At 51.1% G+C, this 14052-nt stretch carries 28 protein-coding genes and 1 pseudogene; all 29 read right to left on the reverse strand.

All coding sequences use genetic code 11. From position 1 onward, the window contains the following. Positions 1 to 9: 9 nt before the first annotated feature. Entirely contained in the window at positions 10 to 393 is a 384-nt protein-coding gene (gene rplQ / locus MK323_13290) for a 50S ribosomal protein L17 (GenBank protein ID MCH2483124.1), read from the reverse strand. Positions 394 to 413: 20 nt separating this feature from the next. Continuing rightward, the gene (rpoA, locus tag MK323_13295) at positions 414 to 1415 is read right to left on the reverse strand and encodes a DNA-directed RNA polymerase subunit alpha (GenBank protein MCH2483125.1); all 1002 of its coding nucleotides are present in this window, start codon (positions 1413 to 1415) and stop codon (positions 414 to 416) included. 97 nt (positions 1416 to 1512) lie between these two features. Next, complete coding sequence (rpsD, locus tag MK323_13300; protein ID MCH2483126.1) at positions 1513 to 2136, reverse strand: 30S ribosomal protein S4; 624 nt, start codon at positions 2134 to 2136, stop codon at positions 1513 to 1515. Positions 2137 to 2151: 15 nt separating this feature from the next. After that, entirely contained in the window at positions 2152 to 2553 is a 402-nt protein-coding gene (rpsK, locus tag MK323_13305) for a 30S ribosomal protein S11 (protein MCH2483127.1), read from the reverse strand. A gap of 15 nt (positions 2554 to 2568) precedes the next feature. Next, positions 2569 to 2925 carry a 30S ribosomal protein S13 gene (rpsM, locus tag MK323_13310; protein ID MCH2483128.1) on the reverse strand — a complete coding sequence of 119 codons (357 nt, stop codon included), beginning with the start codon at positions 2923 to 2925 and terminating at the stop codon, positions 2569 to 2571. Positions 2926 to 3006: 81 nt separating this feature from the next. After that, positions 3007 to 3120, reverse strand: a complete 114-nt coding sequence (gene rpmJ, locus MK323_13315) for a 50S ribosomal protein L36 (GenBank protein MCH2483129.1) — start codon at positions 3118 to 3120, stop codon at positions 3007 to 3009. An 18-nt stretch (positions 3121 to 3138) separates the two neighbouring features. Beyond that, positions 3139 to 4470, reverse strand: coding sequence for a preprotein translocase subunit SecY (gene secY, locus MK323_13320; GenBank protein MCH2483130.1), 1332 nt, complete (start codon positions 4468 to 4470; stop codon positions 3139 to 3141). 5 nt (positions 4471 to 4475) lie between these two features. After that, positions 4476 to 4910 carry a 50S ribosomal protein L15 gene (gene rplO / locus MK323_13325; protein ID MCH2483131.1) on the reverse strand — a complete coding sequence of 145 codons (435 nt, stop codon included), beginning with the start codon at positions 4908 to 4910 and terminating at the stop codon, positions 4476 to 4478. Next, a complete protein-coding gene (rpmD, locus tag MK323_13330) occupies positions 4900 to 5097 on the reverse strand; it encodes a 50S ribosomal protein L30 (GenBank protein MCH2483132.1) in 198 nt (65 codons plus the stop codon). The genes rplO and rpmD overlap by 11 nt, the downstream gene beginning before the upstream one ends. A gap of 11 nt (positions 5098 to 5108) precedes the next feature. Continuing rightward, positions 5109 to 5621, reverse strand: coding sequence for a 30S ribosomal protein S5 (gene rpsE / locus MK323_13335; GenBank protein ID MCH2483133.1), 513 nt, complete (start codon positions 5619 to 5621; stop codon positions 5109 to 5111). Between the two features lie 22 nt (positions 5622 to 5643). Then, a complete protein-coding gene (gene rplR / locus MK323_13340; GenBank protein MCH2483134.1) occupies positions 5644 to 6000 on the reverse strand; it encodes a 50S ribosomal protein L18 in 357 nt (118 codons plus the stop codon). A 31-nt stretch (positions 6001 to 6031) separates the two neighbouring features. Next, complete coding sequence (gene rplF, locus MK323_13345; GenBank protein ID MCH2483135.1) at positions 6032 to 6559, reverse strand: 50S ribosomal protein L6; 528 nt, start codon at positions 6557 to 6559, stop codon at positions 6032 to 6034. A gap of 32 nt (positions 6560 to 6591) precedes the next feature. After that, positions 6592 to 6987: a 30S ribosomal protein S8 gene (rpsH, locus tag MK323_13350; GenBank protein ID MCH2483136.1), complete on the reverse strand. Its 396-nt coding sequence runs from the start codon at positions 6985 to 6987 to the stop codon at positions 6592 to 6594. 23 nt (positions 6988 to 7010) lie between these two features. Further along, positions 7011 to 7316 carry a 30S ribosomal protein S14 gene (rpsN, locus tag MK323_13355; GenBank protein ID MCH2483137.1) on the reverse strand — a complete coding sequence of 102 codons (306 nt, stop codon included), beginning with the start codon at positions 7314 to 7316 and terminating at the stop codon, positions 7011 to 7013. A 14-nt stretch (positions 7317 to 7330) separates the two neighbouring features. After that, on the reverse strand, positions 7331 to 7870 hold the full coding sequence (gene rplE, locus MK323_13360; protein MCH2483138.1) for a 50S ribosomal protein L5: 540 nt from the start codon (positions 7868 to 7870) through the stop codon (positions 7331 to 7333). A 23-nt stretch (positions 7871 to 7893) separates the two neighbouring features. Next, positions 7894 to 8211 (reverse strand): 50S ribosomal protein L24, encoded by a 318-nt coding sequence (gene rplX / locus MK323_13365; GenBank protein MCH2483139.1) that lies wholly within the window; start codon positions 8209 to 8211, stop codon positions 7894 to 7896. 9 nt (positions 8212 to 8220) lie between these two features. Then, entirely contained in the window at positions 8221 to 8589 is a 369-nt protein-coding gene (gene rplN / locus MK323_13370; GenBank protein ID MCH2483140.1) for a 50S ribosomal protein L14, read from the reverse strand. Positions 8590 to 8608: 19 nt separating this feature from the next. After that, entirely contained in the window at positions 8609 to 8878 is a 270-nt protein-coding gene (gene rpsQ, locus MK323_13375) for a 30S ribosomal protein S17 (protein ID MCH2483141.1), read from the reverse strand. Beyond that, a complete protein-coding gene (gene rpmC / locus MK323_13380) occupies positions 8875 to 9072 on the reverse strand; it encodes a 50S ribosomal protein L29 (protein MCH2483142.1) in 198 nt (65 codons plus the stop codon). The genes rpsQ and rpmC overlap by 4 nt, the downstream gene beginning before the upstream one ends. A 1-nt stretch (position 9073) precedes the next feature. Beyond that, on the reverse strand, positions 9074 to 9487 hold the full coding sequence (rplP, locus tag MK323_13385) for a 50S ribosomal protein L16 (GenBank protein MCH2483143.1): 414 nt from the start codon (positions 9485 to 9487) through the stop codon (positions 9074 to 9076). A gap of 12 nt (positions 9488 to 9499) precedes the next feature. Then, positions 9500 to 10187 (reverse strand): annotated as a pseudogene (rpsC, locus tag MK323_13390) (30S ribosomal protein S3). Beyond that, positions 10187 to 10534 (reverse strand): 50S ribosomal protein L22, encoded by a 348-nt coding sequence (rplV, locus tag MK323_13395; GenBank protein MCH2483144.1) that lies wholly within the window; start codon positions 10532 to 10534, stop codon positions 10187 to 10189. The pseudogene rpsC and the gene rplV overlap by 1 nt, the downstream one beginning before the upstream one ends. 18 nt (positions 10535 to 10552) lie before the next feature. Next, on the reverse strand, positions 10553 to 10825 hold the full coding sequence (gene rpsS, locus MK323_13400) for a 30S ribosomal protein S19 (protein ID MCH2483145.1): 273 nt from the start codon (positions 10823 to 10825) through the stop codon (positions 10553 to 10555). 2 nt (positions 10826 to 10827) lie between these two features. Beyond that, on the reverse strand, positions 10828 to 11652 hold the full coding sequence (rplB, locus tag MK323_13405; GenBank protein ID MCH2483146.1) for a 50S ribosomal protein L2: 825 nt from the start codon (positions 11650 to 11652) through the stop codon (positions 10828 to 10830). A gap of 29 nt (positions 11653 to 11681) precedes the next feature. Next, positions 11682 to 11981 (reverse strand): 50S ribosomal protein L23, encoded by a 300-nt coding sequence (gene rplW, locus MK323_13410; GenBank protein ID MCH2483147.1) that lies wholly within the window; start codon positions 11979 to 11981, stop codon positions 11682 to 11684. Next, complete coding sequence (rplD, locus tag MK323_13415; GenBank protein MCH2483148.1) at positions 11978 to 12598, reverse strand: 50S ribosomal protein L4; 621 nt, start codon at positions 12596 to 12598, stop codon at positions 11978 to 11980. Before rplD ends, rplW begins: the two co-directional genes overlap by 4 nt. A 20-nt stretch (positions 12599 to 12618) precedes the next feature. Further along, positions 12619 to 13275 carry a 50S ribosomal protein L3 gene (gene rplC, locus MK323_13420; GenBank protein ID MCH2483149.1) on the reverse strand — a complete coding sequence of 219 codons (657 nt, stop codon included), beginning with the start codon at positions 13273 to 13275 and terminating at the stop codon, positions 12619 to 12621. 29 nt (positions 13276 to 13304) lie between these two features. After that, a complete protein-coding gene (gene rpsJ / locus MK323_13425) occupies positions 13305 to 13628 on the reverse strand; it encodes a 30S ribosomal protein S10 (protein MCH2483150.1) in 324 nt (107 codons plus the stop codon). 33 nt (positions 13629 to 13661) lie between these two features. Further along, the coding region (gene tuf / locus MK323_13430; GenBank protein MCH2483151.1) for an elongation factor Tu at positions 13662 to 14052 on the reverse strand (391 nt) is incomplete at its 5' end.

Below are 14052 nucleotides of genomic sequence, written 5' to 3' on the forward strand. Positions count from 1 at the left end.
GGAATGTAGTCAATCGTCCCCAGCGGTAACCTCATCAGGCTTGTCGAGCAATTGGACATACGCCATAGGTGCACTATCACCCGCTCGCAAACCACATCTCAGAATACGCGTATAGCCGCCGGCTCTGTCTTTAAAGCGCGGGCCCAGATCATCAAACAGTTTCGTCACGGCATCTCGATCCCGGAGCCTGGACATGGCCCGGCGACGGTTTGCGAGGTTCGGTATTTTTGCGAGGGTAATCAGTGGTTCAGCCACCCGCCTGAGTTCCTTCGCTTTGGGTACAGTGGTTCTGATTTGCTCATGTCGAAACAATGACGCCGCCATATTGCGAAACATGGCTTTGCGATGACTTGAGTTTCGACCCAGAATTCGGCCGGATTTCTGATGACGCATCTCGTCGTTCTCCCTAAGAATCAGTGCAGTCCTTCCCGGCTTTCTCTTCGCATCGATGGAGGCGGCCAATTCTCAAGTCTCAAACCAAGAGACAGGCCCCGACCAGCCAGGACATCCTTAATCTCAGTCAGTGATTTTTTACCCAGGTTCGGGGTTTTAAGCAACTCAACCTCAGTCCGTTGAATCAGATCACCAATGTAGTAGATGTTTTCGGCTTTTAGGCAGTTAGCGGAACGGACTGTTAACTCCAGATCATCAACAGGTCGTAACAGTAATGGATCGATCTTTTCTTCGGAGATCTCTCCTGCAGATCGACTGGTTTCCTCAAGCTGTATAAACACAGCAATCTGCTCATGCAGTATGGTTGCTGCCCGGCGTACTGCATCTTCTGGGTCGATAGTACCGTTCGTTTCAATGTCGATTACCAGCTTGTCCAAATCTGTGCGTTGCTCCACACGGGCGTTCTCCACGCTGTAAGACACACGACGGATCGGACTGTACGAAGCATCCAGTTTCAGCACGCCGACTTCCCTCGTTTCCTCTGGGGTGTTGCTGATGTCAACGACCTCGTAACCCCTGCCCTTTGCTACCGTGATCTGCATACTCAGCTCGCCTTCATCGGAGAGGTTTGCGATCACATGGTTGGGATTCACTACCTCAACATCGTGGTCGAGTTGAATATCGCCAGCAGTCATCGTCCCGGAACCCTTTTTAGACACCTGTAGAACAGTCTCTGTCCGGTTGTGCATTCTGACCGCCAGGTTCTTTAGATTAAGGAGGATCTCGATGACATCTTCCTGTACTCCAGGAATAGAAGAGTACTCATGCAACACGTTTTCAATACGGACTTCAGTGACCGCGGCCCCACTCATTGATGACAACAAGATTCGGCGCAACGCGTTACCAAGCGTATAACCAAAACCGCGTTCCAGCGGCTCCAGCGTCACTCGGGCGCGGGTTAAATTTACATTGTCAACGCTGATGACGTTAGGCGTCAAAAATTCGCGATTGGCTTCCTGCATCAGATTAATTCCTCAGATCATGTACTTGTTTACTTGTTCCAAATTCACAGCATGTTATGTTAATCCAACAGAACAGAACACACGGCGACCGATTCCTTTACTTCGAATAAAGCGCCACCACCAAAGACTCATCGATATTCTGGGAAAGGTCAGCCCGGTCAGGAACAACTTTGAAAACGCCCTTGGCCGTCTTAGTGTCAACTTCGACCCAGTTTACAAAACCCAACTGTTCCGCAATTTCCAGGGCTGCTTTGATTCTTAACTGGCCTTTGCTTTTTTCACGGACTTCGATTGCGTCACCGACTTGCACCTGGTAGGACGCTATATTGACCCGCCGCCCATTGACCAGGATAGCGTTATGACTCACAAGCTGACGTGCTTCGGCACGCGTGATTCCAAATCCCATACGATAAACCACGTTGTCCAGCCGGCACTCAAGTAACGTCAGTAGATTTTCACCACTAGAACCTTTGCGCCTGGCTGCCTCCACATAGTAGCTGTGAAACTGTCTTTCCATCAGGCCATACATGTTCCGGAGTTTCTGTTTCTCTCGCAGCTGTGTACCATAAACTGTGACACGAGGTCTTCTACCACCTGCTTTAAAACCTGGAGGTCTGTCGAACTTGCATTTTGTGTCGATCGGCCTCACCGGACTCTTCAGGAAAAGATCTGTCCCTTCCCGTCTTGCTAGCTTACATGTCGGTCCTCTGTATCTTGCCATTGCTGATTACCCTTTCTATACGCGACGTCTTTTTGGCGGTCGACAGCCATTATGAGGTATCGGAGTTACGTCACTGATTGAACTGATTTCAAAACCGAGCCCATTAAGTGCACGTACTGAAGAATCACGCCCTGGGCCTGGTCCCTTGATCTTGATATCGAGATGCTTCATACCAACTTCCTGCGCTGCCTTACCAGCAGTTTCAGCCGCAACCTGAGCTGCAAATGGCGTGCTTTTGCGGCTCCCGCGAAAACCTGCACCGCCAGCGGTCGCCCACGCTATAGCATTTCCGTGGCGATCTGTGATCGTAATAATCGTATTGTTAAACGTAGCGTGGATGTGCGCGATTCCCTCAGCCACATTTTTACGCACCTTCACCTTCGCCTTGGTTCTCTTCTTGCCCGTCGACTTAGCCATTCGATATTCCTCGATTTACTTCCTGATAGGTCTCTTGGGGCCCTTACGCGTGCGGGCATTGGTAGAACTTCGCTGTCCACGCACCGGCAGACCTCGGCGGTGACGCATTCCCCTGTAGCACCCAAGATCCATGAGTCTCTTGATACTCATTGAGACCTCTCGCCGAAGATCCCCTTCAACCACATACTCACTGACCTGGGCGCGCAAACTTTCAGCGTCCCGGTCAGACAGTTCCCGGACCTTGGTCGATCTAACCACGCCAGCACCGTCACAAATCTGCTGGGCGCGTATCTTGCCAATGCCGTAAATCGAAGTCAACGCGATCTCGATATGTTTATTCGGCGGCAGATTAATTCCTGATATTCGAGCCACTATTGTTTCCTGATATTGATGTTAATACGGTCATTTACAGTCCTAAATAAACTGAATTCATATAACTTTCTACCCTATCGACTAGCCCTGGCGCTGCTTGTGACGTGGGTTGACACAGATCACTCTAACCGTTCCATGACGGCGAATAATCTTGCAGTTCCTGCACATCTTCTTGACTGATGCCCTAACTTTCATGATTCATCTCCGTAATGCTTATCGGGTCATGCCCATACCACCAACGATCGACGATTTCTTCATCAGGCTGTCGTACTGCCGGGACATCAAGTACGACTGAACCTGTGACATCATGTCCATCATCACGACGACGATTATCAGAAGGGAAGTTCCACCAAAATAGAATGGGACTCCCCATTTTACGATTAGAAACTCAGGTATAAGACAAACCACTGTCAGGTACACAGCGCCACCTAGAGTCAGTCGCGACACTACTTTGTCTATGTAATTAGCTGTCTGGATCCCTGGTCTGATACCGGGCACAAAAGCACCAGACTTCTTAAGGTTGTCAGCAATTTCATTGGGATTAAACACCAACGCTGTATAGAAAAAGCAGAAGAAAACGATCATCGCGGCATAAACCAGTGCATATATCGGCTGCCCTGGCGCCAGAGTGGTTGAGATGTCACGCAACCAGCCCATTCCTTCAGCCTGACCAAACCAACTGCCCAAGCTAGCCGGAAACAGTATGATGCTGGAAGCAAATATTGGCGGTATTACACCGGCCATATTCAGTTTCAGGGGTAGATGACTGGTCTGTCCGGCCAGCATCCGACGTCCCTGCTGTCGTTTTGCATAGTTAACTGTTATTCGGCGTTGACCTCGTTCAACAAATACGACAGCAGCCGTGATTGCAATTGCACCGATAAACAAAGCCAGTACACCTATGGGGGAGAACGTACCGGTACGTGCAAGTTCAAGAGTGCCGGCAACGGCCGACGGAAGACCCGCCACGATACTACCAAAGATAATCAATGATATGCCGTTACCAATCCCTCGTTCTGAAATCTGCTCACCGAGCCAGACCAGAAACATAGTTCCAGTTACAAGCGTCGCTACTGTGGTTATTTTGAATCCTATTCCAGGTATCAGGACTACAGGACCACCGCCTGCCTGTTGGCCTTCTATGGCAATAGCTATGCCTAACGCCTGAAAAGTTGCCAGACCAACGGTGCCATAACGCGTGTACTGTGTAATCTTTCGTCTTCCGGACTCACCCTCTTTTTTTAACTGCTCAAGCTGCGGAATTATGGAACTCATCATCTGAATGATGATTGAGGCAGATATGTAGGGCATTACACCAAGTGCCAATATTGACAATCGTTTCAGAGCTCCGCCACTGAACATGTTGAATATATCGATGATTGAGCCTCGGGTCTGGGCAAACATTGCCGCAACAGCTGAAGGGTCCACACCGGGTATCGGAATATGGGTCCCGATACGAAAAACTACCAGCGCCCCCAGTACGAACAGAATTCTCTGGCGCAGTTCGGCCATTTTTCCAAGACCTGCTAGGGATGAAATAGCCATAATCGTTAAGCTTCGATCCGGCCTCCGGCCTGTTCAATTGCAACCCGAGCGCCCGCAGTTGTACTGACCCCTCTCAAGACGACCGCTTTATCGATTGTGCCCGAGGCGATCACTTTGGCGCGAATAGCATTACGATTGATCACACCAGCTGCCTTTAAGGAAGCCAGGTCTATCTCTCCACTTTCGATGCGCATCAGTTCGTGAAGCCGTACCTCGGCGACCCGTCTACGCGAAAGCGACCTGAAACCACGTTTCGGTAAACGCCGCTGAAGAGGCATCTGGCCACCTTCGAAACCAGGGGGTAGCGAACCGCCAGAACGTGACTTCTGTCCCTTGGTTCCACGGCCGGCTGTCCTACCTAAACCGGAGCCTGGACCTCGGCCGACACGCTTTCGCTCGGAACGCGATCCCACTTCAGGACTTAATTCGTTAAGCCTCATTTCCGATCTCCTCAACCTTGACCAGGTGACTGACCTTGTTGATCATGCCTCTTATAGCGGCGGTATCCGCCAACTCGACACTATGGTTCACTCGTCGAAGCCCCAGCCCATTTACGCAAGCGAGCTGTAATCGCCCACGGCCCCGTTTGCTGCGTACCAACGTCACCTTCAGTCGTTGACCTGACATCTCGAATATTCCTATCCAGTAATCTGTTCGACAGTCTTACCGCGTTTTGCTGCGGTTTCTTGCGGATTTCGAATACGGCGCAAACCATCGAGCGTCGCTCGGCTGACATTCACTGGATTGGTGGTGCCGATCACTTTTGCTAACACGTTCTTTACACCAACTGCCTCGAAAATCGCACGCATGGTGCCTCCGGCGATAATACCGGTACCCTCCGACGCCGGCCGCATCACGACTCTTGCAGCGCCATGACGCCCGACTATTTTGTAGTGGATCGTATCTCCCTTCAGACTCACCTTGCTCATATTTCGTCGTGCATCTTCCATCGCTTTCTGTACGGCAACAGGTACCTCACGTGCTTTACCACGTCCCATACCCACTCGACCATTTCCATCTCCTACGACGGTCAGCGCCGAAAAGCCGAATATCCGACCACCCTTAACGACCTTGGAGACCCGACGAACATTAATCAACTGTTCGGTAAACCCCTCACCTTCACTCACTATCTGATCTGGTTTTCTTGCCATGATTTATTCGCTAATATTTATGCTAAAACTTTAGTCCGCCCTCTCGAGCAGCATCTGCCATGGCTTTAACTCTACCGTGATATTTGTATCCGGAACGGTCAAAAGCCACTTCTATAACACCTGCTTCCCGCGCTTTATCTGCCAGACGGGCACCCAATTTTACGGCGGCTTCGACATTTCCACCGCTCGCAAGTTGCTTCTTAAAGTCAGGTTCAATCGTCGAAGCGCTGACCAGAACCTGGCCGGCATCCTGATCGATGATCTGGGCGTAAAAATGTCTCGGCGACTTGAACACGCAAAGCCTCAAGACACCCTGACGACGTATGCGGTTACGGGTTTTGGATGCGCGCCGTAGTCGTGCAACTTTTTTTTGGCTCATGATGTTTACTCTTTGCCTACAGTCGAAAATGCTAGATCTTCTTTGCCTGTTTGCGAATAACATGCTCGTCGCTGTATCTCAGGCCTTTACCTTTGTAAGGCTCAGGCGGTCGAAAGCTGCGTATTTCTGCTGCGACCTGGCCCACCTTCTGTTTATCTGCACCTTTGACGAGAACTTCGGTTTGGGACGGTGTTTCAACAGTGACCCCATCGGGCACCTTGTAAACAACAGGGTGTGAAAATCCCAGGCTCAGTGTCAACGTTGCACCCTGCGCCTGGGCGCGGTATCCGATACCGATAATGGTGAGTTTCTTCTCAAATCCAGTCGATACACCCGTTACCATATTATTGACCAGCGACCGCGTTGTACCTGCCATTGCCCGGTCGATGTCTCTGCTGAAGCTCACACGAAGCGTACCTTCATCTTGTGCCAATTCAATGTTTGGATATAGCACAAGACCCAATTCACCGTTCGGGCCCTTAACACTGATTGAACCGCCCTTAAGTGTTACTTGAACACCTTTGGGCAAATTTATCGGGTTATTTGCGACTCTGGACATAGGAAATTGACCTCAGACCGATTGCTCTCGATCTAACAGACCGAGCAGATAACCTCACCGCCAATACCCTCTGATCTTGCCTGGCGATCGGACATGATCCCTTTAGAGGTTGAAATCATAATTAGACCCAGCCCGCTGTTTAATCTCGGCATATCGCCTGCGCTGCAATACATCCGTCGACCTGGGCGACTGACTCTGGACAACTGTTCGATAACGGGTTCGCCATCGTGATAACGAAGAGTTATCGACAGGGTCTTTTTCCGATCGACCTCCTCTACCGCAAACCCATCTACAAAACCTTCTTCTTTTAACACTTTGGCAATAGCTACCTTAACACCAGATGAAGGCATGGCGACGCTCACTTTGTTCCGAGTGAGTCCGTTGCGGATCCGTGTCAACATATCCGCTATTGGGTCTGACATACTCATATTCGACGTGCTCCCTTGCTTATCTACCAACTGGCCTTAGTAACACCAGGTGCTTCACCGCGCATCATAACTTCACGAAGAGCGCTTCTCGATAGACCAAATCTACGGAAGTAACCCCTTGGTCTCCCGGTGAGTGCACAGCGGTTTCTTTGTCGACTCTTCGAAGAATCCCGCGGCAGTTTCTGAAGATCGATCATTGCCTGCCAACGTTCGTCATAGGAAGAATTCCTATCTATTATCTGTCGTTTGAGCTGAAGCCTCTGTTTACTGTAGAGTTCAGCCAGTCGACGACGCTTTACTTCCCGTGCGACCGTAGAATTTTTTGCCATATGATTAACTTCCTTTAGTTGCGAAGAGGAAAGTTGAATCCCCTCAACAGAGCTTCACTTTCTTTATCGGTACGCGCTGACGTGGTGATGGTGACATCAAGCCCCCGGATTGCATCGATTTTGTCGTAGTCCACTTCGGGGAATACGATCTGTTCCTTGAGTCCCAGGCTATAGTTACCGCGTCCATCAAAAGACCTGGGTGACAGCCCGCGGAAATCCCTAGCTCTGGGAAACGCAACTGAAATCAAACGATCGAGAAACTCATACATTCTTTCGCGCCGTAGTGTGACCTTACAACCGACTGACCACCCCTCTCGAACCTTAAAATTGGCAACTGATTTTCGTGCTTTTGTGATGATGGGTTTCTGCCCGGAAATAGCCGAAAGATCTGCAACTGCAGATTCCATGGCGTTCTTGTTTACCAGCGCCTCTCCGACACCCATGTTCAGCGTAATCTTTGTAATTCTTGGAACCTGCATGACGCTCTGGTAACCAAACTTTTCCATCAACGATGGTACCAATGTATCCTGGTAGTAACTTTCAAGCCGTGTCATGAGTATCTTTCCGAATTGCTTGACTAAAGATCTGCCACTTCACCGTCAGATTTAAACACCCGGACCTTGCGACCGTCCTCAAGTACCCTGTACCCGACCCGATCAGCCTTATTGGTGTTGGGATTGAATAGGGCGACGTTTGACAACTGTATTGGCGCTTCTTTCTCGATAATGCCTCCGGTCTCGCCTCGGTTTGGATTCGGTTTGACGTGTTTCTTGATCACATTTACGTTGTCAACCAGAACCCGGCTATGTTCAATAATCTGAAGCACCGTTCCGCGTTTGCCTTTGTCACGGCCTGATAGAACCACAACGTCATCACCCTTTCTGATCTTGCTCATTCAATCACCTCACAACACTTCGGGCGCGAGAGAAATGATCCGCATGAACTGCTCCGATCTTAGCTCTCTGGTTACGGGACCAAAAATTCGTGTACCGACGGGCTGATTCTGTACGTTCAGCAATACAGCTGCATTGCGATCAAATCTGATCAGCGATCCATCTGGCCTTCGAACACCGTGCCGAGTACGCACTACAACCGCGTTGAACAGCTCACCTTTTCTTACACGGCTGTTTGGAATTGCTTCCTTGATGCTGATTTTGATGATATCCCCAATACCGGCATAGCGTCTTTTGGAGCCACCGAGCACCTTAATACACTGAACTCGGCGAGCACCACTGTTGTCCGCTACATCCAGCATTGTCTGAACCTGAATCATTTACTTTGCCTCGATACTGTTACCGATCAAGAACCTTTACCAGCCGCCAAGACTTGTTCTTCGACAATGGCCGGCATTCCTCGATGATCACCTTATCCCCTTCGCGACACTCATTCTGCTCATCATGCGCATGTATTTTGGATGATCGACGGATATATTTTTTGTAGAGCGCATGTTTAATCTGGCGAACAACCAAAACTGTGATCGTTTTGTCCATCTTGGCACTCAGAACACTACCTTGAAATGTTCGCGTTCTTTTTTCCGTCTGGCTGGTGTTCTGCTCTGTCATGTTTCAGCTCTGCCAATTTCATTCATTTGTGTCTTGATCCGGGCTATCTCGCGGCGAATCACTTTGAACCTGGAGGGATTAGTCATTTGCCCTGTACTGTTCTGCATGCGCAGGTTGAACTGCTCCTTACGCAGTCCAAGCAGTTCGGTTTCGAGCTCAGCTTTCCCCATCTGTTTAACCGACTTATCTGCCATATCACGCTGCCTGCCGACTTACAAAGATCGTTCTCACTGGCAACTTAGCTCCTGCCAGCCTAAACGCCTCCCTTGCCGACGTTTCGTCTACACCTTGAATCTCGTAAAGCACGGTACCTGGCTGAACGAGTGCTACCCAGTACTCAGGATTCCCCTTTCCTTTGCCCATTCGGACCTCTAGCGGCTTTTTAGATATTGGTTTGTCTGGAAAAACTCTGATCCATACGCGGCCACCACGCTTCACATAACGGTTTATCGCCCGTCGGGCCGCCTCGATCTGGCGTGAGGTCAATCGGCCCCGGTCAGTAGACTTGAGCCCATAATCGCCGAAACTGACGCGATTGCCACGCTCAGCGAGACCCCTATTGCGGCCTTTGTGCTGTTTCCTGAACTTTGTTCTTTTCGGCTGCAGCATAGCGTAGTTACCTCAATCAGGCTTGTGCCCCGGACTGGGTTTTCTGGGCTGACTCGGCTTCAGCCTCGCCCGGCATGATCTCGCCCTTGAAAATCCATGCCTTGACACCGATGACACCGTAAGTTGTCTGCGCCTCGGCAAAGCCGTAGTCGACGTCTGCACGCAAGGTGTGTAGCGGGACGCGACCCTCCCGGTACCACTCTGTACGGGCTATCTCGGCACCGTTTAGACGGCCTGAAATCATGATCTTCACGCCTTTAGCACCCAAGCGCATTGAATTCTGTACGGCCCGTTTCATGGCCCGGCGAAACATGATTCTTTTTTCCAGCTGCTGACAGACATTCTCGGCTACCAGCCTGGCATCGAGTTCTGGTTTTCGAATCTCTTCTACAGCAATCTGCACCGGGACTTGATTGTTCATGGCCAGCACCTGGCGCCTCAAACGTTCTATATCCTCGCCCTTTTTACCAATCACGATACCGGGGCGACCGGTATGGATCGTGACATTTAGGTTTTCGCCTGCGCGTAGAAGTTCTATCTTGCTGACTGCAGCATTGGCCAGCTGCTTGCGCAGAAAACTGCGGATCTTTTGGTCAGCAACAAGATTCTTCGCGTAGTGCCGACGGCTAGCAAACCATTTTGCATCCCAATCACGTATGATCCCCAGGCGAAAACCGTTTGGATGTATCTTTTGCCCCATCAGTCTTTCCCCTTATCTTCGTCACTCACCGCGACAGTGATATGACTAGTTCGTTTGATAATCGGTGTTGCACGACCTTTGGCCCGAGGTCGCCAGCGTTTCAATACAGGCCCCTCGTCTACCATGATGATATTGATACGTAATTCATCAATATCCAGGCCCTCATTGTGCTCCGCATTAGCGATCGCCGACTCCAGGGTCTTGCGAATCGGTCCAGCTGCCTTTTTGGGACTAAACTGCAGAAGCTCAAGCGCCTGACCCACCGGCAGACTACGCACCTGGTCAGCGACCAGGCGGCACTTCTGCGGTGAAATCCGTATATAACGAGAGACAGCTCTGACTTCCATCTGCGTTCGTCCTCCTGACTATTTCACTTTTCGGTCTGCTGCGTGACCGCGAAAAGTTCGAGTAAACGCAAATTCGCCAAGCTTATGGCCCACCATGTTCTCAGTGATCAGCAACGGCACATGCTGACGCCCGTTGTGGACGGCAATCGTAAGACCGACAAACTCAGGCATGATGACTGATCGTCGGGACCAGGTCTTGATTGGCCGGCGTGAGCCGTCTTCTTTCGCCTTTACGATCTTGACCCAGAGATGATGATCCACAAACGGACCTTTTCGAACTGAACGAGGCATGGTTATTTCTTCCGTCTACGAATGATCATTGTTCCGGTCCGCTTGTTATTACGTGTTCTGTAGCCTTTGGTTGGTACCCCCCACGGGCTGACCGGATCCCGCCCACCGGAGGTTCTTCCCTCGCCCCCGCCATGAGGATGGTCAACCGGGTTCATCGCAACACCCCGGACCGTAGGTCGAATACCGCGCCATCGTTTTGCCCCGGCTTTGCCCAGCTTACGCAGTGAATTCTCGGCGTTACCTACTTCGCCGATGGTCGCTCGGCAGTTAATATGAACTCGTCGCATCTCTCCAGAACGCAGCCTCATGAGTGCATAGCTGCCTTCTCGCCCGAGGAACTGAACCGAGGCACCTGCAGACCGAGCCAATTGAGCGCCTTTACCAGGTTTGAGTTCCACACAGTGGACCACTGTGCCCACCGGAATCACACGCAGGGGCAGTGAATTTCCGGGCTGAATCGGACTGTCTATGCCGGACTGAACCTGATCCCCTTGTGATAGACCACGCGGTGCAATGATGTATCGTCTCTCGCCATCTCTATAGAGCAGGAGTGCAATATGTGCACTTCGGTTCGGATCATATTCGATGCGTTCTATCTTTGCCGGTATGCCGTCTTTTGTTCTCTTGAAATCAATTATACGGTAGTGACGCTTGTGCCCCCCGCCACGGTGCCGCACGGTGATCCGGCCCGCGTTGTTTCGTCCACTGATAGACTTCTTGGCCTCGACTAGGCCTGCCTGCGGTCTGCCTTTATGCAGTCCAGGCGTTACCACCCTGACCATTCCACGTCGGCCCGGCGTGGTGGGTTTCTGTTTAACGACTGTCATAATTCCTGCCTTGTTGTCTCTTCGAGTACTCAGGCACCACTGCCGAGAAAGTCGATGTCATCACCATCTGCTAACCGTACGTAGGCTTTTTTCCAGTTGGCCCGTTTGCCTGGGGTTTTTCCGAATCGTTTGATTTTTCCCCGGACATTGATCACCTGGACACCCTCAACACTGACCTCAAACAAACTCTCAACGGCTGTTTTGATCTCGTTCTTGGTAGCATCGGCCAGTACCTCAAACACGACCTGCTGGCCGCTCTCAGCGGCATTGGTACTTTTTTCCGAGATAATCGGACGGCGTAAAACCTGATGTAACCTTTCTGCATTCATTGCAAAGACGCCTCAACTTTCCGTAAAGCGTCAGCAGTAAAAACGACTGTATCGTTGCCGACCAGGCTGACGGGATTGACCTGCGCTGCCTCAACGACCTCGACACTTGAAAGATTTCTGGCGGAGAGAGACACATTCTGATCATAATCAGCGGTGACCAACAGCACCCGACCGGTTAACCCGAGCTGAGTAAGAACTTCAGTCATTGCTTTGGTTTTGGGCTGGGAAACCTTAATTTCGTCGCAAACTCGTAGGCGTTCCTGACGAATCAGTTCCGACAGTATTGATCTGAGCGCAGCCCGATACATCTTGCGGTTAACTTTCTGACTATAACTTCTGGCTGTTGCCGGAAATGCCCGGCCACCACCACGCCAGATCGGACTTCGAATGGTTCCAGCCCGCGCACGGCCAGTACCCTTCTGCCGCCAGGGTTTCGAGCCGCCACCTCTGACGTCGGATCTATTTTTCTGTGAACTGGTGCCTGATCGTGCGCCCGACAGATAAGCCACAACAACCTGGTGGACCAGCGGTTCGCGGTAGTCGGTGGCAAAGACATCTTCCGACACAGCAAGTTGCTGACCTGTCGTACCGTCTAGCTTGACCACAGAAAGTTCCACTGCCTGATACCTTTTAGTATTTAACTCGCTTGCGCCATCGGTCCTTTGACCGAAGGCCGTATAACAACATCAAAGCCTCGTGGCCCCGGAATTGAGCCTCGGACCAAAATGAGATTGCGCGCCGCATCGATGCGCACAACCTCTAGGTTCTGCTGTGTCCGGACCTTATTGCCCATCTGCCCGGCCATTTTCTTTCCTTTAAAAACACGCCCTGGGTCCTGGTTCTGGCCAATTGATCCGGCTTTTCGATGGGCTTTGGAGTTGCCGTGGGTTGCGCGACCACCCTTGAAGCCATGGCGGCGCATGACGCCGGAAAATCCACGCCCGATCGATGTACCAGAAACATCAACTTTTTGCCCCGCTTCAAACAGCTCCAGCGGAATTGCCACACCCGCCTCGTACTGGCTGGCAGTTTCGGCATCTACCCGAAACTCCCACAGACCGCGACCGGGCGCTGCGCCGGCCTTCGCAAAATGTCCTTTCAGTGGGCTTGTCACCCGGTTTGGCCGTCTGCTGCCTACCGTCACCTGCAGGGCGCTGTATCCGTCCGTATGATCAGTCTTAACCTGAGTCACATGATTAGGTTCAACCTCAATGACGGTAACCGGTGTAGACACACCGGTTTCATCAAAGATCCTGGTCATTCCAACCTTCCGACCAATTAAACCCAGGGACATTTTCATTACTCCGTGATATTCGGTGTCGACTAACTCAGCTTGATTTCGACATCCACACCAGCGGCAAGATCGAGTTTCATCAGCGCATCAACTGTTTTTTCTGTAGGTTCGATGATGTCAAGAATTCGTTTGTGCACACGGATTTCGAACTGGTCTCGCGATGTCTTGTACTTGTGTGGTGAGCGGAGAAGGTTGTAACGTTCTATTCGTGTTGGTAATGGAATCGGGCCTCGAACTAGTGCGCCTGTGCGACGGGCCGTTTCGACAATCTCACTCGCAGAACGATCGATTATTTTGTGATCGAAAGCCTTTAAGCGTATCCGGATCTTCTGGTTATTGACTTTAACCGCCATTCGCCTATTCCTGTGTTAATAAAAGCTGTTTAGCTACTCGATGATCTTAGTAACGACGCCGGCGCCCACTGTACGACCACCTTCCCGAACAGCGAAACGTAACCCCTCTTCCATCGCTATAGGCACAATCAACCGCGCCTTCAGATTCACATTGTCACCGGGCATCACCATCTCTACGTCAGCAGGTAACTCACACTGCCCCGTCACGTCCGTCGTACGAAAATAAAACTGAGGCCGATAACCCTGGAAAAACGGCGTGTGACGACCACCCTCCTCCTTCGACAACACATAAACCTCAGCTTCAAAATGCGTGTGTGGCTCGATCGAACCAGGCTGCGATAAAACCTGACCACGCTCAACCTCTTCCCGCTTAGTACCCCGCAACAGTACCCCAACATTGTCACCCGCCTGACCTTCATCAAGC

The organism is Gammaproteobacteria bacterium (assembly GCA_022450155.1).
GTDB lineage: Bacteria > Pseudomonadota > Gammaproteobacteria > Arenicellales > UBA868 > REDSEA-S09-B13.